18 protein-coding genes and 1 pseudogene are annotated in these 22,536 nt (G+C 63.7%); 4 read left to right on the forward strand and 15 right to left on the reverse strand.

Annotation, left to right across the window (positions count from 1 at the left end; translation table 11 throughout):
• Positions 1–1,203, reverse strand: coding sequence for a 3-oxoadipyl-CoA thiolase (gene pcaF / locus LXE91_RS23970; RefSeq protein ID WP_039367922.1), 1,203 nt, complete (start codon positions 1,201–1,203; stop codon positions 1–3).
• A gap of 228 nt (positions 1,204–1,431) precedes the next feature.
• On the opposite strand from pcaF, the gene LXE91_RS23975 reads away from it, so the two are divergent.
• A complete protein-coding gene (locus LXE91_RS23975; RefSeq protein WP_039367952.1) occupies positions 1,432–2,220 on the forward strand; it encodes an IclR family transcriptional regulator in 789 nt (262 codons plus the stop codon).
• A gap of 263 nt (positions 2,221–2,483) precedes the next feature.
• Here the strand turns inward: LXE91_RS23975 and LXE91_RS23980 are convergent, their stop codons facing one another.
• Both LXE91_RS23980 and LXE91_RS23985 read right to left on the reverse strand, forming a co-directional pair.
• Positions 2,484–3,599 carry a succinylglutamate desuccinylase/aspartoacylase family protein gene (locus LXE91_RS23980; protein WP_039367924.1) on the reverse strand — a complete coding sequence of 372 codons (1,116 nt, stop codon included), beginning with the start codon at positions 3,597–3,599 and terminating at the stop codon, positions 2,484–2,486.
• A 60-nt stretch (positions 3,600–3,659) separates the two neighbouring features.
• Entirely contained in the window at positions 3,660–4,433 is a 774-nt protein-coding gene (locus LXE91_RS23985) for a transporter substrate-binding domain-containing protein (RefSeq protein WP_039367926.1), read from the reverse strand.
• 136 nt (positions 4,434–4,569) lie between these two features.
• Between LXE91_RS23985 and LXE91_RS23990 the strand changes: the two genes are divergently transcribed.
• The gene (locus tag LXE91_RS23990; protein WP_039367928.1) at positions 4,570–5,490 is read left to right on the forward strand and encodes a LysR family transcriptional regulator; all 921 of its coding nucleotides are present in this window, start codon (positions 4,570–4,572) and stop codon (positions 5,488–5,490) included.
• Between the two features lie 46 nt (positions 5,491–5,536).
• Here LXE91_RS23990 and LXE91_RS23995 read toward each other — a convergent pair whose 3' ends face one another.
• Both LXE91_RS23995 and LXE91_RS24000 read right to left on the reverse strand, forming a co-directional pair.
• Positions 5,537–6,868, reverse strand: coding sequence for an MFS transporter (locus LXE91_RS23995; protein WP_039367931.1), 1,332 nt, complete (start codon positions 6,866–6,868; stop codon positions 5,537–5,539).
• A 58-nt stretch (positions 6,869–6,926) separates the two neighbouring features.
• On the reverse strand, positions 6,927–8,117 hold the full coding sequence (locus tag LXE91_RS24000; protein WP_039367934.1) for a M20 aminoacylase family protein: 1,191 nt from the start codon (positions 8,115–8,117) through the stop codon (positions 6,927–6,929).
• A gap of 658 nt (positions 8,118–8,775) precedes the next feature.
• Between LXE91_RS24000 and LXE91_RS24005 the strand changes: the two are divergent.
• Positions 8,776–9,195: pseudogene (locus LXE91_RS24005) on the forward strand (helix-hairpin-helix domain-containing protein); the annotation flags it as partial.
• A 123-nt stretch (positions 9,196–9,318) separates the two neighbouring features.
• On the opposite strand, the gene LXE91_RS24010 reads toward LXE91_RS24005, so the two are convergent.
• Positions 9,319–10,377, reverse strand: a complete 1,059-nt coding sequence (locus LXE91_RS24010) for a porin (RefSeq protein WP_052760104.1) — start codon at positions 10,375–10,377, stop codon at positions 9,319–9,321.
• A 457-nt stretch (positions 10,378–10,834) separates the two neighbouring features.
• Between LXE91_RS24010 and LXE91_RS24015 the strand changes: the two genes are divergently transcribed.
• Positions 10,835–11,572, forward strand: coding sequence for a helix-turn-helix transcriptional regulator (locus tag LXE91_RS24015; protein ID WP_039350043.1), 738 nt, complete (start codon positions 10,835–10,837; stop codon positions 11,570–11,572).
• A 63-nt stretch (positions 11,573–11,635) separates the two neighbouring features.
• On the opposite strand, the gene LXE91_RS24020 is transcribed toward LXE91_RS24015, so the two are convergent.
• From LXE91_RS24020 to LXE91_RS24060, 9 genes are all read right to left on the reverse strand, one after another.
• Positions 11,636–12,319, reverse strand: a complete 684-nt coding sequence (locus LXE91_RS24020; protein ID WP_039350041.1) for an ABC transporter ATP-binding protein — start codon at positions 12,317–12,319, stop codon at positions 11,636–11,638.
• Positions 12,320–12,339: 20 nt separating this feature from the next.
• Positions 12,340–14,115 (reverse strand): branched-chain amino acid ABC transporter ATP-binding protein/permease, encoded by a 1,776-nt coding sequence (locus tag LXE91_RS24025; RefSeq protein WP_039350038.1) that lies wholly within the window; start codon positions 14,113–14,115, stop codon positions 12,340–12,342.
• Positions 14,093–14,938 (reverse strand): branched-chain amino acid ABC transporter permease, encoded by an 846-nt coding sequence (locus tag LXE91_RS24030; RefSeq protein ID WP_039350036.1) that lies wholly within the window; start codon positions 14,936–14,938, stop codon positions 14,093–14,095. Before LXE91_RS24030 ends, LXE91_RS24025 begins: the two co-directional genes overlap by 23 nt.
• A gap of 4 nt (positions 14,939–14,942) precedes the next feature.
• The gene (locus tag LXE91_RS24035) at positions 14,943–16,127 is read right to left on the reverse strand and encodes a substrate-binding domain-containing protein (RefSeq protein ID WP_039350033.1); all 1,185 of its coding nucleotides are present in this window, start codon (positions 16,125–16,127) and stop codon (positions 14,943–14,945) included.
• 36 nt (positions 16,128–16,163) lie between these two features.
• Positions 16,164–17,585 (reverse strand): indoleacetamide hydrolase, encoded by a 1,422-nt coding sequence (gene iaaH, locus LXE91_RS24040; protein ID WP_046196360.1) that lies wholly within the window; start codon positions 17,583–17,585, stop codon positions 16,164–16,166.
• Positions 17,586–17,701: 116 nt separating this feature from the next.
• Complete coding sequence (locus LXE91_RS24045) at positions 17,702–18,934, reverse strand: MFS transporter (RefSeq protein WP_198113719.1); 1,233 nt, start codon at positions 18,932–18,934, stop codon at positions 17,702–17,704.
• 151 nt (positions 18,935–19,085) lie between these two features.
• Positions 19,086–20,138, reverse strand: a complete 1,053-nt coding sequence (locus tag LXE91_RS24050) for a carbon-nitrogen hydrolase family protein (RefSeq protein WP_063779165.1) — start codon at positions 20,136–20,138, stop codon at positions 19,086–19,088.
• Positions 20,139–20,289: 151 nt separating this feature from the next.
• Positions 20,290–21,249 (reverse strand): AraC-like ligand-binding domain-containing protein, encoded by a 960-nt coding sequence (locus tag LXE91_RS24055; RefSeq protein ID WP_052760105.1) that lies wholly within the window; start codon positions 21,247–21,249, stop codon positions 20,290–20,292.
• 83 nt (positions 21,250–21,332) lie between these two features.
• Positions 21,333–22,478, reverse strand: coding sequence for an alpha-hydroxy-acid oxidizing protein (locus tag LXE91_RS24060; protein WP_039350027.1), 1,146 nt, complete (start codon positions 22,476–22,478; stop codon positions 21,333–21,335).
• Positions 22,479–22,536: the final 58 nt, after the last annotated feature.

The following is a 22,536-nucleotide window of genomic DNA, read 5'->3' on the forward strand; positions in this document are numbered from 1 at the left end:
TCAGACGCGTTCGATTGCGATCGCGATGCCCTGGCCGACGCCGATGCACATCGTGCACAGCGCAAAGCGGCCGTTCGTGCGATGCAGCTGGTACATCGCGGTCGTCACGAGACGCGCGCCCGACGCGCCGAGCGGATGGCCCAGCGCGATCGCGCCGCCGTTCGGGTTCACGCGGGGATCGTCGTCGGCCACGCCGAGCATGCGCAGCACCGCGAGACCTTGCGACGCGAACGCCTCGTTCAGCTCGATCACGTCGAACTGGTCGATCGTCATCCCGAGCCGGGCGAGCAGCTTCTGCGTGGCCGGCGCGGGCCCGATGCCCATCACGCGCGGCGCGACGCCGGCCGTCGCGATACCCAGCACGCGTGCGCGCGGCGTCAGGCCGAAGCGCTTCGCGGTTTCTTCGTTCGCGAGCAGCAGCGCGGCAGCGCCGTCGTTGACGCCCGACGCGTTGCCGGCCGTCACCGAGCCGTCCGGGCGCACGACGCCCTTCAGCTTCGCCAGCGTTTCGAGCGATGTTTCGCGCGGATGCTCGTCGCGCGACACGACCAGCGGATCGCCCTTCTTCTGCGCAATCGTGACCGCGACGATTTCCTCGGCGAGCGTGCCGTCCTGCTGCGCGCGCGCGGCCTTCTGCTGGCTGCGCAGCGCGAACAGGTCCTGGTCGGCGCGGCTGATGTTGTAGTCGACCGCGACGTTCTCGGCCGTCTCCGGCATCGAATCGACGCCGTGCAGCTGTTTCATCAGCGGATTGACGAAGCGCCAGCCGATCGTCGTATCGTAGATGTCGGCCTGGCGCGCGAACGCGCTCGCGGCCTTGCCCATCACGAACGGCGCGCGCGTCATGCTCTCGACGCCGCCCGCGACCATCAGCGCGGCCTCGCCGGACTTGATCGCACGCGCGGCCACGCCGACCGCATCCATGCCGGAACCGCACAGGCGGTTGATCGTCGAACCCGGCACGCCCTGCGGCAGCCCTGCGAGCAGCGCCGACATGCGCGCGACGTTACGGTTGTCCTCGCCGGCCTGGTTCGCGCAGCCGTAGATCACGTCGTCGATCGCCGCCCAGTCGACGTCGCGGTTGCGCTCGACGAGCGCCTTGAGCGGCACCGCGCCCAGGTCGTCGGCGCGCACGCCGGACAGTGCACCGCCGTAACGCCCGATCGGCGTACGGATCGCATCACACAGAAAAGCTTCGGTCATCAGTGTCTCCGGTCCCAGGACAGGCTGGGGGAATGAACAGGGCGCGCCCCTTGCATTGCCCGTCGGGATGCGCTTAAATGTTCTATATACGAACATAAGATCGTGTATCGAACGTTCAACGCATCATAGGGAGTGCGGGGACGACCTGTCAAGCGCGCGGTCCGCCGCGCGGTTGGCGTGTCAGGCCCCATGCGCTATCTTCTCGGCTGCACGATATTCCAGGCGCTCATGACAACCGAAGACACTCAGACGAAACCCGGCGACTCCTATGTCCAGTCGTTCGCGCGCGGCCTCGCGGTGATCCGCGCATTCGACGCGGCCCGCCCGGAGCAGACGCTCACCGAGGTCGCGTCGGCCACCGGGCTCACGCGCGCGGGCGCGCGCCGGATCCTGCTCACGCTGCAGACGCTCGGCTACGTCGAGGCCGACGGCCGGCTGTTCCGGCTCACGCCGAAGATCCTCGAGCTCGGCTTCGCGTACCTCACGTCGATGCCGTTCTGGAATCTCGCCGATCCCGTGATGGAGCAGCTGTCGGCGCAGATCCACGAAAGCTGCTCGGCAGCCGTGCTCGACCGCACCGAGATCGTCTACGTGCTGCGCGTGCCGACCCGCAAGATCATGACGATCAACCTGTCGATCGGCAGCCGGCTGCCCGCGTACTGCACGTCGATGGGCCGCGTGCTGCTGTCCGCGCTCGACGACGCCGAGCTCGACGAGACGCTCGCGCAAAGCGGCATCCGCGCGCATACACCGCGCACGATCACCGACCTCGGCGAACTGAAGGCGGCGATCGCGCAGGTGCGCCAACAGGGCTGGGCCGTGGTCGACCAGGAACTCGAAGTGGGCCTCATGTCGTTGTCCGCGCCGATTCGCAACCGGCGTGGGCAAATCATCGCGGCAATGAACATCAGCGGCAACGCGCAGCGACATACCGCGAAGCAGATGGTGAAGGAGTTTCTCGGGCCGCTGCAGCAGGCCGCGCAGACGGTGTCGGAGCTGGTGGCGCGGCGGGGGTGAGTAACGGGCGGGGCCGTCACGACGTACGGCTTCCCGAAAAACCGATGCAACGACGGGTCCGGCTCGATTGTCATATCACTGATACGACAATCGAGCAAAAAAACGGGCAGCCCAGGGCTGCCCGTATCAACTCCACGTGATTGCAACGTTCTTCTCACGGAACACGGAGCGAGCTCCGCGCCGCACAATTTAGTGACGCGCGGAATGGCGGTCAATTTGACAAGAACGAAATTGCGCCGCGCACCGGTAGGACGGCGCACCGCTCACGCGCCGAGCAACATCCCCTTGCGCACCGGCACCGTGCCCGTCACGCGGCCGAGCGGCGCGCCGGCCGTCACGAAGCGGATCGCGCGGCGCATATAGAACACGCCGTCGGTCGCGCTCGAGATCGTCGTGATCTTGTCCGTCAGCGGATCGACGATGTCGAACAGCGGATCGCCGGCGCGGATCGTCGCGCCGATCGCCGCGCGGTGTACGAGGATCCCGCTCACCGGCGCATGGAACTGCTCGCTGCCTGCCAGCGGCGTGGCCGGCGCGGCGAGCGGCGGCAGCGGCTTGCGTTCGCCCTGCACCGCGCCGCGCCATACGAGATAGTCGACGAGCGCATCGGCATCGCGTTCCGCATGGTCGTACGTCACGTCGCGCTGGCCACGGCACTCGACCGTCACGGCCACGGTGCCGGCCGCCATCGGCGTGCCCGCCGGCAAGTGCTGCCGCAACTGCGTCCACAGCAGGTGATGCGCATCGTCGAACGCATGCCCGCCCGAATCCTCGGCGAGCAGCGACACCTCCGAGCCGAGATAACGCGCGAGCGGCTCGACTTCCGGCCATGCGGTATCGCTCGTGTACACGTGCATCACCGCTTCGAGCGAACAATGCAGGTCGATCACCACATCGGCGTCGAGCGACAGCTTCAGCAGCGCCAGCTGCAGTGAATCGAACTCCGTCCGCGGCGCGATCTCGTCGAGCGCCGCGCCGACGCATTCGCGCACGATCGCGCGATTGCGTTCGCCGTCGTCACCGAGCCGGTCGCGCGCACGCGCGGCGATTTCCGCGAGCGGCAGGAAGCCGCGATTGAAGTTGCGGCCGCTCGCCAGATCGAAACGGCCGATGAACTGCCCGAGCAGATGATGATTGAGGCCGACCGGATTCGCGACCGGCACAAGCACGATCTCGGCTGCCAGCCGGCCGTCGGCATCGAGTTGCGCGAGACGCTGCTTCAGCACGAACGCCGCGAGCATCGCGGGCGTCTCGTCCGCGTGCAGCGCGGCCTGCAGGTAGATCTTGCGGCCGGTGTCGGCCGGCCCGAAATGAAAGCTCGTCAGCGTGCGCTGCGTGCCGATCGACGGCGACAGGAGCGGCGTGGTGCGAATCTGCATCGATGGTCTCGAACGAAATGAAAACGAAGAAACGGGTGAAACGTCAAGGTCGCACGGCGCTCAATCGCCGTACGGGTTGAAGTCGAAATACTTCTTCGCGATCCGGTCGTACGTGCCGTCCTTCAGCATCGACGCGATCGCGCCGTCGATCGACGCCTTGAGCGCCGTATCCGACTGCCGCATGCCGATGCCCACGCCACGATCGCCCATGTCGAGCGGCGCACCGACGAACGCGAAACCGTTGCCCTTCGGCGTGCGCAGGAAGCCGTAGTCGGCTTCCACGGTGCCCAGCAGCGCCGCGTCGAGGCGGCCGTTGACGAGATCGGCGAACACGTCGTCCTGGCTCTTGTACGGCACCACGCTGACGCCGGCCGGCGCCCAGTGCGCGAGCGCCCACGATTCGAACTGCGTGCCCGACTGCACGCCGACGCGCTTGCCCGCAAGCGACGCGGTCGTGCTGTCGACGCCGCTGCCGGGCCGCGCGACGAGCCGCGACTTGAAACGGAACAGCTTAGACGAGAACAGGATCTGCTTCTCGCGCTTCCCGGTGATCGCCATCGACGACAGGATCGCGTCGATCTTGCGCGCCTGCAGCGCGGGAATCATCCCGGAGAATTCGAGCTCGATCCACTGGCAGCGCAACTGCGCGCGGCGGCAGATCTCGTTGCCCAGATCGACGTCGAAGCCCTTCAGGCTGCCGTCGGGCGCCTTCGAATCCATCGGAGGATAGGTCGGATCGATGCCGAGGCGCACGGGGCGCGCATCGAGCGCGTGTGCGGCGCCGGCCGCGAACGCAAGGCACAGGGAAACGAGCGGAAGGAGAGTACGTTTCATGGTCGACGAAGGGCAGGACGAAGGGCAAACGGCACGAGCCGGACTGCCTGCGATCGTAGTGCGCACGCGCCGCCGCCGGAATCGCCCGCTGCCTTATCATGATCACTTTTCCCGATCACCGGCCCCGCGCTCGCACATGGCGTTCACGCTCTCCCAGCTCCGCATCTTCCAGGCCGTCGTCGAGCACGGCAGCCTGCGCGCCGCCGCACGCGCGCTCGATCTCGCGCAGAGCGGCGTCACGCAGCAGTTGCAGAGCCTCGAGGCAACGCTCGGCGCGACGCTGTTCACGCGCACCAATCGCGGGATCGTGCCGACGGCCGTCGGCCAGCGGCTGCTCGCGCGCTCCGGTTCGATCCTCGGCGAATGCGAGCAGGTCGAGCGGGAGATCCGGCAACTGAGCGGCGCGTACGAAGGCACCGTTACGCTCGGCCTCGTGGCCGAGCCGCTGATCGATGCGTTCGCGCCGGTGCTGAGCGCGTTCCGCGCGCGCTTCGACAAGGTCGACGTGCATCTGCGCACCGGCACGTCGCGGATGATGATCGGCTGGCTGCGCGAAAGCGCGGTCGATTTCGCGATCGCGCTCGTCGCGAAGCAGACCGACACGACCGATCTCGCGGTCACGCCGCTGCGCTCGTCCGCACCGGTGGTCGTGTGCCGCCACGGGCATCCGGCAATGCACGCGAAATCGCTCGCCGAGCTGGCCGACTACGCGTGGGTGTCGACGCGCTCGCCGAACCTGAGCGCAGACCCCGTCGTCAACCGGCTGCTCGCGTACTTCGACGTGCACGGCCTGCCACCGCCGAAGATCCTCGCCACCGTCGAAGGGATGTTCGAGACGCTGCAGCTCGTCACGCAGACCGATTGCCTGTCGCTCGAAACAGAAGCCGTGACGCGGCACGGGCCGTTTGCCGGTGCGCTCGCGAAGGTGCCCGTGCGCGAACAGGCCGAATCGCAGGACATCTGCCTGCTGCAACGCGCGGCCGTGCCGCTCACGCCGGCCGCGCAGGAACTCGCGACGATGCTCGCGTCGTACCTGAGGGTGGTGCGCGGGCGGTAAGCGCGTAAGACCGTCTGCCGACCGTCATGCTGCGCCGCGCTGCGCGTCAGTCCATCGAATCCCGCGCCGTCTCGCGCAGCATCGCCACCGCGATCAGCGACAGCACCACGCACGCGGCCACGTAGCCGGCCGGCGCGAGCTTGCTGCCGGTCGTCTTCACGAGCCACGTCGCGATCAGCTGCGCGGTGCCGCCGAAGATCGTCACCGCGAGCGCATACGCGATCGAGATGCCGGTCGCGCGCACGTGGCGCGGCAACGACTCGCACATCAGCGCCATTTCCGACGCCGAGCCGAGCGAATAGAACAGCAGCATCAGCGCGGTCAGCGGCAGGATCACCGACAGCGTCGGGTGATGGTTCATCAGCCAGAACGCGGGGAACAGCAGCGCGACCAGCACGCCGCGGCCGACGAAGATCGGCAGGCGCCGGCTGCCGAGCCTGTCCGACAACCAGCCGAACAGCGGGCACGTGACCAGCATCACGCAGCCCGATGCGACGCCGACGAACATCGACAGCTTCATCGGCAGGCCGAGCGTGTGGATCGCATAGGTCGGCATGTAGAACGTCAGGATGTAGGTCGACACCGTGCCGCCCATCACCGTGAGCATCAGCAGCAGCACCGTGCGCGTGTGCTTCGAGAACAGCTCGTGCAGCACGCCGCGTTCGATGCCGTGATGGCGGTCGCCGGGCGCGTCGTCCGCGAGCCGCCGGCGCAAGAACATCCCGACCGGCGCGATCAGCACGCCGACGAGAAACGGTAACCGCCAGCCCCAGCCTTCCAGCGCGTCCTTCGTCATCGTGTTCGACAACAGCGCCGCGAAGCCCGAGCCCATCAGCGCGGCGCCGCCCTGCGTCGCGAGCTGCCAGCTCGCGCGGAACGCGCGGCGCGACGTGCCGCCCTGTTCGAGCAGCGTCGATGTCGCCGCGCCGAATTCGCCGCCCTGCGAGAAGCCCTGCAGCAAGCGCGCGAACACGACCAGCAGCGGCGCGGCCACGCCGACCTGCGCATAGGTCGGCGCGATCGCGATCAGGCCCGTGCCGAGCGCCATCAGCATGATCGTCAGGTTCAGCGCGGCCTTGCGCCCCTTGCGGTCCGCATAGACGCCGAGCACGACGCTGCCGAGCGGCCGCGTGAAGAAGCCGGCCGCGAACGTCGCGACCGACAGCAGCAGCGACGTGGTCGGGTCGCTCGACGGGAAGAACAGCTTGCCGATCAGCACCGCGAAGAAGCCGTACACGGTGAAATCGAAAAATTCCAGCCAGTTGCCGATCACGGCCGCCGCGATCGCACCGCGCCGCGTGACGGCAGGCGTGCTGCGCGTGTCAGTGACGGTGGCTTCGGCCGGGCCGGGGTGCAGCGCGAGATGGTCTTTCTGCATCGCTATCCTCTACTCTGAATGCGGCCGGAAGCGCCGGCCGCTCGCCCCGCCGCCGGCATCATTGCCCGAGGTAACGCTCCACCAAACGCGTCCAGAACGCCGCACCGATCGGCAGGTTGCGATCGTTGAAGTCGTATTTCGGGTTGTGCACCATGCAGCCGTCCTCGCCTTCGCCGTTGCCGAGCCGCACGAACGAGCCCGGCCGCTGCTGCAGCATGAACGCGAAATCCTCGCTGCCCATCAGCAGGTCGGTCTGCTCGACCACATGCGCGTCGCCGACGAGTTCGCGCGCTACCTGTGCTGCGAAATCCGTTTCGGCGTCCGTATTGACGACAACCGGATAGCCTTCGATGTATTCGACGTTCGCGGTCGCGCCATAGCTCGCCGCCTGCGTTTCGGCCAGCTCGGTGATGCGGCGCTTGAGCAGCGCGCGCACTTCCGGGCTGAACGAGCGCACGCTGAGTTCGAGACGCGCGCCGTTCGGGATCACGTTGTTCGCAGTGCCCGCATGCATCGAGCCAACCGTGACGACCGCCGGCTGCGCGGGGTCGACGTTGCGCGCGACGATCGTCTGCAGCGCCATCACGATGCTCGCCGCCACGACCACCGGGTCGACCGTCAGGTGCGGCCGCGCCGCGTGGCCGCCGACGCCTTCGATCGTGATGATCGCCTTGTCGCCGGCCGACATGAACGGGCCGCGCCGCGTGAGGAACACGCCGGGGGCCGCGCCCGGATGGTTGTGCATGCCGAATACGGCATCGCACGGGAAGCGCTCGAACAGGCCGTCGTCGATCATCTTCTTCGCGCCGCTGTCGACGCCGTGCTCTTCCGCCGGCTGGAAATACAGATGCACGGTGCCGGAGAAATTGCGTGTCTTCGCGAGATGCTGCGCGGCGCCGAGCAGCATCGTCGTGTGGCCGTCGTGGCCGCACGCGTGCATCTTGCCGTGCGTGCCGCTCGCGTACGGCAGCCCCGTCGCCTCGATGATCGGCAACGCATCCATGTCGGCGCGAATACCGATGCTGCGCGTGCCGTCGCCCACGCGCAGCGTGCCCACCACGCCCGTCTTGCCGACCCCGCGCGTCACCTGCCAGCCCCACTGTTCGAGCTTCTCGGCGACGAGCGCGGCCGTGTCGTGCTCCTCGTACGCGAGTTCGGGGTGGTGGTGGATGTGATGACGGATCTCGCGCAACCCGCCGGCGGCGGGCATCAGATCCTCGACTTCGGTGAATCGGGTATCGGTGGACATCAAGGGGCTCCGGCTGTTTGTCTGCGCACGCAACGGGTGCGTGCGGGAAAGCGAGCCACTATATCCAGCCGATATCGGTTCAATAAGATGCGGAATTTTTCACCGTGATAAGTGTTTTTAATCAGGGTTAGTACGGACGTGCGCGACCCGTGTGTGGCTTTCGATTAGATATGAATACAACTTTCGATTAGATGCGGATACAGGCATCCGATACAGGCCCGGTACGCCCGAGGCACATGGCGTATCCGCATCTAATCGAAAACGGCTTTGCGCCCTGGGCGAGAAGCCGAGTGACATTTTTACGTGCAAGTCAATAGCCAGTCCAATGGGAGGCCGTACCGGCTGTCTATGACACAACGCGCTGCCCGACCGACCGAGGAATCCATGTGCACGCCAGGCGTGCGTATGGCGACGCGAAGGAGATTGATCAAACATACCGGAAGCTACGCCTCCGACTAGCCGCCGACCTCATCTCGGATGAGTGGACGGAAGTGGATGAGGTCGACGCCATCAACTACATGGTCTCTAGCGTATTTGATTTTGCTACCCGCCCCGTCTTTTGCACGCACTGCAGCTTTGCGCACTCGGACAGGGATTGGTTCGCGGTCCATCCCCATCGCCGCCATCAATGTCATGGGTGCGGCTTCCAGTTCTCCGAGGCGGTTACTCGCCGTCGCAGCTGCTGCAGGACGCGAAGCGCCGCGGCGTTGAAGTGCTGCCCGTCGACGTCAACGTCAGCACATGGGATTCGGCGATCGAAGGGCCGACGACGTCGGCGCCCGTGCGTCTCGGCTTTTCGCTGTTGCGCGGCATGCGCGAGGATGTCGCCGGCCGCATCGAGCTCGCACGCGCAGCGCGCCCCTTCGTCGACGTCGCGGACCTCGCGCGCCGTGCGCAGCTCGACCGGCACGACCTCCAGGTGCTCGCGCGCGCGAATGCACTTCGCTCCCTCGCTGGCGGCAACCGACGCGCTGCGCTTTGGCTCGAGGCCGCCGCGGCTCCGGATCGCGATCTGTTGCGCGGCACCGAGCGCGACGACGCGGTGCCGGCGTTGCCTCACGCATCGGAGGGCCACGAGAGCCTCTGCGTTGACTTCGACAAAGTGATGTCGATCCCTGCGGCCGTCGACGACGGCCGCAGGGGGATCACCTGCCTTGCCCAACCCAATGCACGATACACATGCAGTTTTCACTCGACAGAGTTAGAACTTGTGCCGAATGCCAATCCGCGCCGCAGTCTGAAAACTCGTGCTGGACGGCGATCCGAGCGCAGCTTCAATTTGAGCGCCGTGTGCATGATCGTGCGCGAACGCACCAACGAAATAAACGTCAGTTCGCTTGGAAATGAAGTAATCCGCCCCGATGGTTACCTGGTTTGCACTGCCGACGCCGTTGTTGCGCTGTTGAAACTGGAACCCGGCGCCGAGCGAAATATCGGGCCTGACAAAGTAAGTCATGCCACCGTCGTAGGTCAGCGCCCGAGCTTCGGTGCCACTGCTCAGCTGGACATCGGTTACTACGCCAAATATCTGCGCTTTCCCCAGGGTGTAAGTTGCGCCGCCGGCGTATTCCGTCAAATTTGCGGAAGTCGTCGCGTTATGCTGCTTGAAATACGACAGCGATGCAGCAAGCCCGCCTTGGCTGTAGTTCAGCAGAAAATTCATCGAACTGTTGGTGCCCAACGAGCCGGCGACATTACCGAAACCATACATCGCGCCGACACTGAAACCCGCAATCGTCGGCGAAAGATACTTCACCGAGTTGTTGACGTTATCGCCCCACAGCCGGTTATCGAGCGTATACCCTCCGGCAGCGTACGCCGGGATTCCCCATCCCAGGATACCCGCCGCCGTGTTCCCCGCAATCGAGTACGCCGGGAAAATATCGCCGATGAAGTCGTACTGCCGACCGAGCGTCAGCGTCCCGAAGCGCCCGTCAAGGCCGACAAAGGCTGCGCGATTGAACAACAGCCCGCTCTGCGCCAACGCGCCGTTGGAAAGTTGAAAACCGCTTTCGAGCGTGAAGATCGCCTTGAGTCCGCCACCCAGGTCCTCTTTACCCGTCAGCCCCCAGCGATCTCCCTGCGAAGACCCGGACGCAAACTGCACGAGCGCGCCATGTCCGGTGCTCGATTTCGCATTGTTCGTGTACGTAATACCCGCATCCACCAGCCCGTACAGCGTCACTGAGGACTGCGCATGTGCCACGCCGCACCCGACCGCGGCGCACACCACCATGCTTCGCTTGATGACCGTATTCATATCGCTTTCCTAATTTTATGGCGTAGCTTTCGTTGACGAAAATGACTGAGGAAAACGTCCCGCTGGAAATGCATCGGAATCGTTTGGTCAATGGGCAGGCGTCTCCGGGTAATCCTCCAGCTTGCCTCGCTACAACGAACAGTCTCAGCACGTCCGCTTCCCACTGCGCGTCTACTCTATGGGCAGCGTTTTTTGAGCCCCATCGTTAGAAATATCGACAGGGAAACCTTGGCCTGAGCCCGCGCTCACGACGCTCAGAGGCTCGCGCGGGCATCCCTTTCGATCTGCAATAGGCAGTGGACCTGACTGCGGCATGAATACAACGGACGGACAGAGGCAGCGAAGGTCGTTGCTGATCTGGTTTTTTTGCGCTGCTATGCTTGGTGTGTAATGCGAACCAGTCTTTCAAGGCTGTCACGCATGCTGTCTCCTGATTCTTCCCACCGATGAGGCACCCTTGAAGCCACAAGTTCACGATCTCACGCTCGACGAACTCCGACTTTTCGGCGACATCATCGGACGGCTCGAAGAGCTCGGACCGATCGTGGATGTCAGGCGCGTCGTTTTGTCAGACTTGACCCGGCTGCTGCGATCCGATTTCTGCGTCTCCTACAACTGGGATGCCGAAAAAGGAACCTACGTCGACCCGATTGCGGTCAACGTCGACTCGGATCATGTGCGTCGCTACACGAGCTGGTACCAGCACAACGACCCGATGACGGCGCAGCTCTGCAAGCTGCGCAGGGCCACATTGGTGGAGGAAGTGATGGACCGGCCTGCACTGGAGAAAAGCGAGTTCTACAACGAGTTTCTCGCGCAGGACGGTTTGCATCACGGGATCAACGTGTTTGTCTTCGACGGCGAACGCCAGCTCAGCGACCTGAGAATCTGGCGAACGAGGAATCGGCCTGAGTTCGAGATGCGCGACAAACTCGTGCTCGATGCGATCGAGCCGTTCCTTTGCCGCGCCATCAAACGTCGGGCAGGCAGCGCAACGGGACTCACGGACCGTGAGAGCGAGATCGCGCAGCTGGTCGCAAAGGGGTGTACCGATCAGGATATTGGTCGTCTTCTCTGCATCAGCCTGTCGACCGTGCGCACCCATTTGCGGCGGATCATGGACAAGAAGGGATTCTCCAACCGCGCGGAACTTGCTGCCTGCGTCGCCGCGGCCGTCACGACCGCGCCGTCGTGACGATTGAACGGCACGGTCGACGGCAACGCACGCACGACGCGACGAATCGCCCGATACGGGAGACTAGACTGCCAACACCGCTTCGAGCCGGTCGCGAGACATATCGATCGAGTCGCCCGACAGCACGACCTCTCCATGATCCAGACCGAGGAAATGGTCGGCGATCGACGTGAGAAACGTCAGATTCTGTTCGACGACCACGAACGCCGCCCCGTCCGCGATTCGAGACCGGATGACCGACGCCATCCGCTCCAGATTCTCCTGCTGTACACCTTCCGACGGCTCGTCGATCAGCGTAAGAGGCGAACGCTCTGCGATGATTCTGGCGAAGGAAAGCAACTTTTTTTCGCCGCCGCTCAGCTTCCCGGCCGGCTGGAACAACCGCTCTTTCAGACGCGGGAAAATCCGGAACAGGTCGTCGTATGCGTCGAGACTCCTGGTCTTGAATCCGAGTGACAGGTTGTCCGCGACACTCAAATTGTCGAAGACGACCCGCTCCTGCGGCGCATAGCTCATCCCCAAACGTCGCCGTTGATGCGACGGCACTTTGCCGACGTCACTGCCGTTGACGATGACGGCACCGGACGTGGGCTGGATGACGCCCGTCAAAGCGCGCATGAGCGTCGACTTGCCCACACCATTGCGGCCGAATACACCCAGCACGCTACCAGCGGTCACCGCGCCGCTGATCCCCTTGAGCACCATCGTGTCGCCATAGCCCGCGACGATCGACGAAAACCTCAGCATTGCTTGTCCCCGGAGCTCGCTCACTTTCTTCCTCCCGAGTAGACGGCCTTGACGTCTTCCGACATCTTGATTTGCGCCAAAGATCCGACCGCGAGGCTTCTTCCCTGATGCAGGACCACCACGTTGTCGGCGATCTTTTCGAGCGCGCTCATGTCGTGCTCGATCACGATGGCTGACGCGTCCAGTTCGCTCACGGTCGACGTGATCGCGTCCATCATGTGACGGGTTTCGTGTGCCGACAGGCCGGCGCACGGTTCGTCGAGGAGCAACAGACGCGGCTCGGTGATCGCCACCATCGCGAACTCCAGCATCTGGCGCATCCCTTGAGAAAGATCGCCCGCACGAGCCGCCATATTCGATTCAAGAAACCCGAATTTTTCAAGCGTGCGAACGCGTTGAAGCGAATTCCAATGCAGCGGCGCCGCAGTCAGCATCTCTCGAGGGCGTATCCGATTTGCCCACAGCGCGATCTGAAGATTCTCGTTGACGGACAACTGCGCAAAAACCGTGGGAATCTGAAACTTGCGGCCGACGCCCAGTCGGGAGACCTGCCACGCCTGAGAGGACGAAATCTCGGCCCCGCGAAAGCGGATTTCACCTGAACGGACGGGCAAGCGGCCCGTCATTGCGTTGAATGTCGACGTCTTGCCGGCGCCATTCGGCCCAATGAAACAATTGACGACCCCTGCCCCGACTTCGAGATCGAGCCCGTTGAGAATGTTGACGCCGCCCTGGCTGACCTCCACCTTCCTGAAGCTGAGCAACGTGGACTCAGCCGGTCGTAGGTCGATCATCGCGATGTCGTGAGCCTCTATCCGTTTCTCCGGAATGCTGTTCGCGACGCGTAGACCCGCCATTCGGGCAAGCGCAGCGGCGGCACCGGCCAGACCGTCGGGAAAGAGCCGCACCACGCCGATGAAAATCAGCGCAACCAGCACTTCCCAATAGGTGAACAGATCACGCCACGTCGCCGCGAGGAGCCCGATCACGACTGCGCCGAGTTGCGCGCCCAACGGACTGCGCTTCCCGCCGACGGCCGCCCAGATGACGAACTGCGCCGACAACGCCACGCCGACGGCTTGCGGACCGACCAGACCCTCGTGAGGTGCATACAGGGCGCCACCCAAACCCGCGATCGCGCCCGAGAGGCCGAAGGCGGCAGCCTTCAGCTTGTGCGTCGCGAATCCAAAGAACTGGAGGCGATCTTCGTTCTCCGAGATGGCTGTCCAGAGCGTCCCGATCGGCCTGCGGTTCAACCAGGTGATCAGTGCGGTGACGACCACCGCAGCCGCCGCGATCACGTAATAGAGATTTCCATACCTGTCGGTCATCGGCAGGTCCGGGATATCGGTCAAGCCATTGAAGCCGCCGGTTACGCTGCTCCATTGATTGGCCAGCAGAAACCCCAACATGCACAACGCAAGTGTAATCAGCGAAAAAAACGGCCCGCTGTCGATCCGGCGCGCAAAGACGATGAATCCGATGGCATAGGCCAGAGCCGCCGGTACCGCGATTGCAAACGGAAGCAGAATGATCTGCCATTCGCCGCCGGCCGCGGCGGCGGAGCGCAATACGAAGGCGCTGACATACGCGCCCAGCCCGAAGAACAGGCTTTGGCCGAGCGGCAAAAAGCCCGAATTCCCCCAGCACAAAGCAACGCTTTGCGTTGCCATTCCATACAGCAACAGAAGCCCGATCTGGTTTGCGCTGTAGTCACCGGCCCACAGCGGCAAGCTCAGAAGAATCGCCGCCGTGGCAACCTGGAGGGCCGTTTCAACGGCGCGAGACGAGGCCATTTGGGCGACTCCACAAGAAATAGATGGACAGGATCAGAACAGCGGTATAACCCGACGTCTGATCGATGAAACTCGACACCGCGACCTGCGTTCCGCCTATGACGAACGTGCCTACCGCGAGACCAAGCAAGCTGCCCAGGCCGCCGACGACGAGCACGAAAAACGAATTGAGCAGATAGTCGAGGCCCATGTACGGCTCGACCCGCACGATCGGTGCGAGCAGCACCCCCGCCAATCCGGCCAGGACCACACCCGTGATGAACGTGCCGCTGGCCAGTCGGGTCGTATTGATGCCGGCCGCCTTCGCAAGAAGGGGATTCGCAACCATGCCTCGAATCCGTGCGCCCGTCTGGCTGCGGCTGTACCATGCCGCGAGCCCGGCGAATGCGACGCCCACCGCGAGCATCATCGCAAGCCGGAATGCCGGATACGGGGTGCCCAGCACGTCGATCGATGCGCCATCCGCACCGGTCACGTCCTGGTAACCCTTTCCGAACAATGCGACCACGCCTTCGCGCAGCAGGATCGAAACGCCCCAGGTCGCGAGCAAGGTATCGAACGGACGCTGATACAAAGGGCGAACCAGCAGGCGCTCGACGATCCACCCGACAACAACGCATACGACGATCGCCAACGGTATGGCAAGCAAAGCGGGTAACCCGAGACGCTGCACGACGACCACCGAGTACGCGCCCAGCATGATGAACTCGCCATGCGCCATGTTCAGCACGCCCAGCAACCCGAACACGATCGCCAGGCCTATCGTCGTGAGCGCGAGGGCCGCACACGCGTAACCGAGATTGAGAAGAGAGGAGAGCAGCATGACTTCAACCCGCACCCGCTCCGCTCGCACAGGTCTCGGCCGAGCCGAGTTGCGAGAACGTCTTGACGATGTCGTAGCGGACGCCTGATGCCTTCGCGAGGAAGATGTCGGCCGTCACGTTGCGCGACTTCATCGTGACCACGCCGCGCGGGCCTTTGTAGCTTGCCCCATCGGACGCCTTCGCCAGATCGCCGATCGACACGGCATTCGCCTTCCTGGCCATCGCGTCATACATCAGGATGCCTTCGTACGTCGACTCGCCGATGCTGCTCAACACCGCTGAAGCGCCGAACTGCTTGTGATAGCGCTCCAGAAACTGCGCGGACGTTGCGGTTGACGTCGAGAAAAAGCCGGAAGCAGAGTAGAGGTTCCGAGAGTTGGATGCACCGATGCCGATCAACGTGTTTTCTTCGATCATCGTGCCGAAACGGATCATCTTGTCGCTGAGGCCGAAGCTCGCGAAACTTCTGTTGAACGTGACGGCTGATCCGCCCACCAGCGTGATGAACACTGCATCCGCCTTGCTGTCCCGGATCTTGCCGAGTACCGCGTCGAAGTTGTCGACGTCGAACGGCACGTACTCTTCGCCGACCACGGTCGCGCCGGAACCCTGAATCGCCTTTTTCGCCACTTCGTTCGACTTGTGCGGCCAGATGTAATCGTTGCCGATCAGGAACCAGCGCTTGACCTGGTGTTTGGCGGTGAGCCACGGGATGACCGGCGTCAGTTGCTGCGCGGGCGTCTCGCCGACGAAGAAGGTCCCCTTCGCGCAATCGCCCCCCTCGTACATCGGCGTGTAGAAGTAAGGCACCTGGCCTCGGAACAGGCTTTCCAGCGCCGTGCGGACAGCACTGTCGTGCGATCCGACGAAGACCTCCGCCTTGTCGCGCTTCCAGAGACGGAGTGCCGTCTGCGCCGACTCGGAAGGTGCGGCGCCGGCGTCCCCCACCAGCAACTCGAGCGGGCGCCCCAACACGCCCCCGCGCGCATTGATCTCCTCGATTGCCATCGCCGCGCTGTTTTTGCAGGCTTGGCCGAAAAATGCGGCCGGCCCGCTCATCGGCGCCATCAGCGCCAACTTCAGCGGCTGGTTTGCCGCGCGGGCCGATACCGGCACGAGCCCCCCGACGCCCACCGCGGCGCTTGCAGCACCGAGCGCAATACTTTTCAGGATACTTCGACGATTCATTTGCTTGCCTTTCTCGTTAAGCCGTTGCCGGATGGATCAAACGTGTGCGTCGAGACGCGGGAACGTCGCGGCACACAGAACACGCTCCATTTCCTTGCCGATCCGCAGGATTCGCTGATCCGAATGCGGCGCACCGTCCAGCGCCAATCCAACCGGGAGCCCATCCTGGGTCAGACCTGCGGGCACGGTGATGCCGGGTACCCCTGCGTTGCTGCCCGGTTCGGTATTGCGTGTGTACGCGGCAAAAATACCGAGCGACTCAGACCCGACCGCCACGGTTTCAGCGCCGATGCTGCAGGCCGGAATCGGGACGGTGGGAAACAGCAGGGCGTCCGCGCCCACTTCGCGAAGACATGCCACGTAAGACGTGCGCGACTGCTCTCGCGCGAGAAGCGCTTCGGCATATTCGGTCGCGGAAATCGCACCGGCCCCCAGGATGTCGCTGACGATCCGGACCACGTCCGGACTCTTGATCTGCGCAACGATCTCCGGGAACGTCACGGCCACGCCCTCTGTTTCCAGGTAGCGGGACACAGCGCCGGCAAACTCGAAAAAAGGGATGGTTGCGCTCTTCTGCGCACGAAAAAACGGATAACGTCGCAGGTCCACGTCGACCAGTTCGAATCCTGCGTCCTCGAGTTTCTGCAGCGCACGTTCGAGTACAGGCCCGGCATCGGGTGACAGCCCCTCCCACATCGTCGAGTACGGGACCGCCAGCCGAAAGTCGCGTGCACCGTCGACAACGGGAAGCGCCGAACCACTTCCCGACAGGATCTCGTCCAGCAACATCACGTCGGAGACGGTGCGGGCAATCGGACCGACCGTGTCGCGCGTGGGCGATATCGGGACGACGCCCCCGGACGGATAGCGTCCATGAGTGGGGCGAAAGCCGACCAGCCCGCATAGCGCCGCCGGTATTCGCACCGATCCGCCCGTATCGGTGCCGAGCGCCGCCGGCACCGCCCCGCTCGCCACCAGCACGGCAGATCCACCGCTGCTTCCCCCGGGAATTCTGGACGGGTCATACGGGTTGCGGGCCGGACCAAAGAATCCGTTGTCGTTGGTGCAGCCGAACGCGAGTTCGTGCATGTTGGCCTTGCCGGCGGCCAACGCACCGGCTTCGATCACGCGTGCCACGACTGGCGCGTTCGCTCGCGGGACAGCGTGGCGGAGCGCTGCCGTTCCCGCGGCTGTCGGCATGCCCGCGCAGTCGATGTTGTCCTTGATTGCCAATGGAATACCGGCAAGCGACAGCCGGCCTGTCCGGGCCTCGAGCGCTTCGTCGTGCGCCCGCGCCCCTTGCAACAGCGCCTCCGGGTTGAAATACACGAACCCGTTCAGCGACTCGGTTTTGGCCTGTTGATCCACCAGCGCCTGAACGTATTCCAGGCAGGAAATCTCGCGTCGATCGATCGCGCCTTGTGCGTCGACCACTGAAAGCTGCGGCAGGGTTGGCATCTACGTCTCTCGTGCATGTCGGTCTTCGTAGATTGCGCGCCGGCTTTTTTGTAGCGCATCGTCAGAAATGACGACGACGCAGTCAACCCAGGCAGCGTCGCCTCATCGCCTGACGTTCAGGCCGCGTCGACGTTCGAGACAGCATGCGTCGACGTCGCGGCGGGAACCGTTTCGTCGAGAAACATCCCCACGAACGCGCTCACCAACGACACACACCCGACGATCAGCATCGGATAACCCAGACCGAACGTGTCGGCGAGCCCACCTGCCACCACCGGCATCAGGACGCCGCCAATGAGTTCACTGACGGCGGTCGGAACGCCCACGGCGGAGCCGGTCAGCGAAGACGGTACGGACTCGCAAGGAATCACGGCAAGAAAGAGCGGCGCGATGCCGAAGCCGAAAATCCCGGCAGCAAAGAGGTTGGCGAACATCACGACCGGGGAGGCGTGACAAAGCACGAACGCCAACATCAGGATGCCATAGCAAGTCGCGGAGACGACGAGCACGATACGCCGCCCGAACCGATCCGATATCGCCGGAACAGCGATCATCCCGATAAACCCGCCGAACCCCCACCCGGAGATGATCAGGCCGACCGTGCCGAGGCTGAGGCCCACCACTTTGGTCAGGTAGAGCGCGACGAACGTCGAGAACACGAACAGGCCCGTCTGGAAAAGCGATCCGATGACCGTGGTCAACCAGATGTTCTTGTATCTCAGCACGGTCAACGGGCCGCCCGATGCGGACCGGACCTGCTTGTCGCGACCGGCCTCCGTCTTGCGCATGGTCCTGCCGATGAGGAAGGTCAGCAAAAGCCCCGGAATCCCGAGCACGAAAAACACCCACTCCCAGCGCATGTGCATCACCAGCTGGGTGGCGATGATCGGCCCGAGGCCGATACCCAGAAGCGGGAAAAACGACTGGTGAATGCCCAGGTTCAGGCCACGCCGGCTCGGCGTCGATATTTCGTCGATGGTCGCGACACTGGCGCTGAACACTCCGCCCTCGCCCACGCCAAGGAGGCCTCGCACGAGCAGCATGCTGTGGAACGACTTGGCGACGCCAGTAAAGGAGGTCATCACCGAGAAGAAGATGGACGACCCGAGCAGAATCTTGCGACGCCCATGGCGGTCAGACAGACTCCCGAGCACCCATGTCGAAATGGCCCAGGTCAGCGCGAGAACCGACGCGATGGCGCCGGCCTGCGTGTTGTTCAGCTTGAGCTCCGGCAGAAGGACCGGAAACAGATACACGATGACCAGACGGTCGAGACCCACGATGCCGAACAGCACCGCCAGAAAGATGACCATCTTCCATTCGTAGCTTCTATTTTCCCTGTAATTCATATCGATATCCTAAATATATCGTCGTGACTGGCTGGCCGTTGTTTCGAGGAAAACTCATCCGGTTTCAATCGAAATCAAGCAAACACTGCTGCGACATGAAAACGTCTGCCCCGGCTCGCCATGTGATGACATGGCAAGCGCGACGGTCCCGCTACTGATCTGCTTCGCTTCCCGCAAGCTCGGACAAGCAGCCGTCGTCCGATGATGTCTGATCGTCGGCGGCCGTCGCTAGCGGCGTTCTGTCGAGAATCTCGGTGACAGGGGGGCGCGGTCGCCGGTCGATCAGCAACCGCAGGACGTCAGGCCGGGAGTAATGCCCCACCGGATCGAACACGCACTTCGAAAGCGATTGCAGGCCGAGATCGATGTCGGCGTAGAGCAGGCCTTCCGCGGTTTCGTCGATCTTCTCGAACAGCTCCGCCCCGTCGGGCCCATAGCCAACGCTATGGCCACCGCCCGCCCGCAACAATTGACGTTTGTCCGCGGTGTCGCAAAGGCTCTCGACCATCTCCTCGGTGACGACGGTCGAAGGCGCGAGGACGAAGCACCCTCCTTCGACCGCGTAGGTCCGCGAAACCGCGTTGTTCACCTGGTGGCTCAATGCGCTGGCAAATTCATAGAGGGAAAAGCTCGGCCACGCGGCGACGTGGACCTGTTCGCCTTGCGCATACATGGCGGCTTTGGTCAAAGGTTGCACATGTTCGGCACAGCACAGCGCGCCGAGCTTTCCCAGCGGGCTGTCGACCACGGTCAAGCCGCTGCCCTCCCCGTCACCGAACACGGTTCGCTCGAGGTGGGTGGGCTTGAGTTTCTGTCGCTTCAGGAGGGTTTCCCCGTCGGGGCCGATCATCCATTGGGAGATATACAACGAGTGGCCCTTGCGCTCCGAGAGTCCCATCACCACCGTGATTCGGTTTTTCCTCGCCGCGTCCCTCAGTGCATCGGCTTCCGGGCTATCGTAGCTCAGCGAGTTGTCGAAGTAGCGCTGAACATAGCCTTTGCTCATGTACCAGGCCGGTGTACCGAGCCAGACGTAGAACGGGTAGCCCGGCAGCCACACTTCGGGGAATGCGATCAGGTCGGCGCCGGCCTGCGCGGCCTCTTCAATCAGGCGTATGGACTTTGCGATTCCGGCCTGAAGATCGAGGAACGCCGGAGCGGCCTGCACGACAGCCGCTCTGAATTGGGGATGGTTGAGAGCCAAGATACTCCTCCACGACTCGCGGGACGGGACGCCCGCAACGTTGTAGAGAAAGTGTCCGGGGCCAATATGGCGGACGCTTGACTCTGACAGAACAGGATTTTTACTTATGCTGCCCGCAGGCTCGATCGCCGTGCAGCCGACTCATGGCGCTTCAAACAGCGTCGCGATGCTTCGCCCGGTAGTCGCGCGCAGACATGCCGAAGTGACGTCGAAACGTACGACTGAAATGCGATGCATTATTGAAACCCCATGCCATCGCAATATCGGTAATCGAGCGGTTCGCGTACGCGCGTTGCCGGAGCCACTCCCCGCACCCGTTGAGCCTGGCCGTACAGATGGTCTCGCCGATCGACTCTCCGGCTTCAGCGAACAGTCGGTAGAGGTAACGGCTGGACACCCCCAGTTCATCGGCGATCTGTTCGGGTCCCAGTTCCGGCTCGTGAATCCGATCCTTGATCAACGCGCGTGCCCGGAGCAGATGCATCTCTTTCACGTTGGATCTGGGCAGCGGAACCGCGTTGAAATAATCCGCCAACGCCAGCGCGACCAGGTTGGCGGACACATCGCCAAGCCTCTCGCAACCGGTCATGGCGCCTTCGTCCGACGAAAGCGCTCGGTGCAGCGACGCGACATGGTCCGCGGCGATTCGGCGTATCCCGGTGGCCGCGGGAATCCGCACTGCGGTGTGCTGCCGGCCGCACGGCACCAATTTCTCCAGCGCCTGCCGGGGAAAGCGGATCGTGTAATGTTGCCCGGAGAAATGCCACACGAAATTGCGCGACGAGTCGAACAGCACCATGTCTGTAGGGCCGACGAACGCCGTGCGGGCATCCTGCTCGATCGCACCGCGTCCCTCGGTCTGTATCGACACGAGCAGGTAGTCGTCCGCCGTGCGCCGCACGTCGTCCCAGTCATGCGCGGCGACGTGATCGACCGCCGAGATCCGCGACACACACACACCACCCGTGGTCACGCTGGAAATCTCGCCACGAAACCCCTGATCGGACTCGGTCCTGAAAGCCATGGGGACGCAACTGGCCCGAACCTGATCGGCCCATGCCAAAAGCCTGTCGTCGCGATGGTAATGATCCGTGGTCGTCACTGTATTCATGGCACAAGGTTCCGGCGGCAAATACGCGGGATCGCTATCCCGAACGATTGCGCATCCAGAATCCGCCGTCAATGCGCAGTTGCCTATGACAGCCGCTTCGAAATGTAGCTGCGATCCAGATCACCCACCGAACGACAACCGATGAGCGCGAGCGTCCGGTCTGTTTCCTGCCGGATCATCTCGATGACGTCGCTCACGCCGATTTCCCCTCTGGCAGCCAGCCCGTACAAGGTGGCGCGCCCCAGCATCACGGCATGTGCCCCCAGCGCAATCGCCTTGACGACATCGGCGCCCGTCCGGATGCCGCTGTCGAGCACGACCGTCGCTCCCGAGGTGCGCTCGACGATATCCGGCAGCACGTCGGCCGTCGCGGGAAGATCGGCGAGTTGCCTGCCGCCATGGTTCGAAACGATGACGCCGTCCGCGCCGAGGTCGACGCACCGCGCGGCATCGTCGGCCGTCAGGATGCCCTTGACGAGGAGTTTGCCCGGCCATTCGTCCCGCAGACGGCGCAGGTCGTCCCAACTGAAACTCGCATCCATCTGCCGGCGAAGAATCGCGGCCTGGGAGGCCGTGTCCGATGCATCGTCCGTCGCGAAATTCTTCAGCTCCGGCATGCCGTTCGTCAGATAAGACCAGAGCCAACGCGGGTGCGACAGTCCATCGACGGCCGCACGTGCGCTAGCCTTGAACGGCATGGCAAAGCCGTTACGAAGATCGCGGCGGCGAAAGCCGTTGACCGCGACATCGGTGGTGAGGATCAGGGTCGAATAGCGAGCCGAGCGGGCACGATTGACCAGGCTCTTCGCGAGGTTGCGATGAACGACGTACAGTTGAAACCACAGCTCCCCGTCAGCCCCTTTTGCCACCTCTTCGATGGACATGTTGGAAGCCGTCGATAGCGCAAAGGGAATACCGGCCTTGCCCGCTGCACGCGCGAGTGCGAGGTCTCCCTTGGGCCAGAATGCGCTATTGAGACCCGTCGGCGCGATCACCAGCGGCAAGGGGATACGCCGGCCCAAAAGCGCCACAGACTGCTCCCGCGTGCTGACGTCCGACAGTCGGCGTGGCAACAACTGCAATCTGTCGAACGCCGAACGGTTATGCCTGAGTCCCGATTCATCGTCCGCCGCGCCTTCCAGATAGTCGAACACCATTCGCGGCAGCCGCCGCTTGGCTTGGTCACGATAGTCGCTGACGGAGAAAATGCCGGGAAATCCTGTTGTCATGATTTGCGTACTGTCAGAGTAAATCGTGATGCGAAATGCATGAGGCACGCTGTAGTCC

This window comes from Burkholderia contaminans (assembly GCF_029633825.1).
Taxonomy (GTDB): domain Bacteria; phylum Pseudomonadota; class Gammaproteobacteria; order Burkholderiales; family Burkholderiaceae; genus Burkholderia; species Burkholderia contaminans.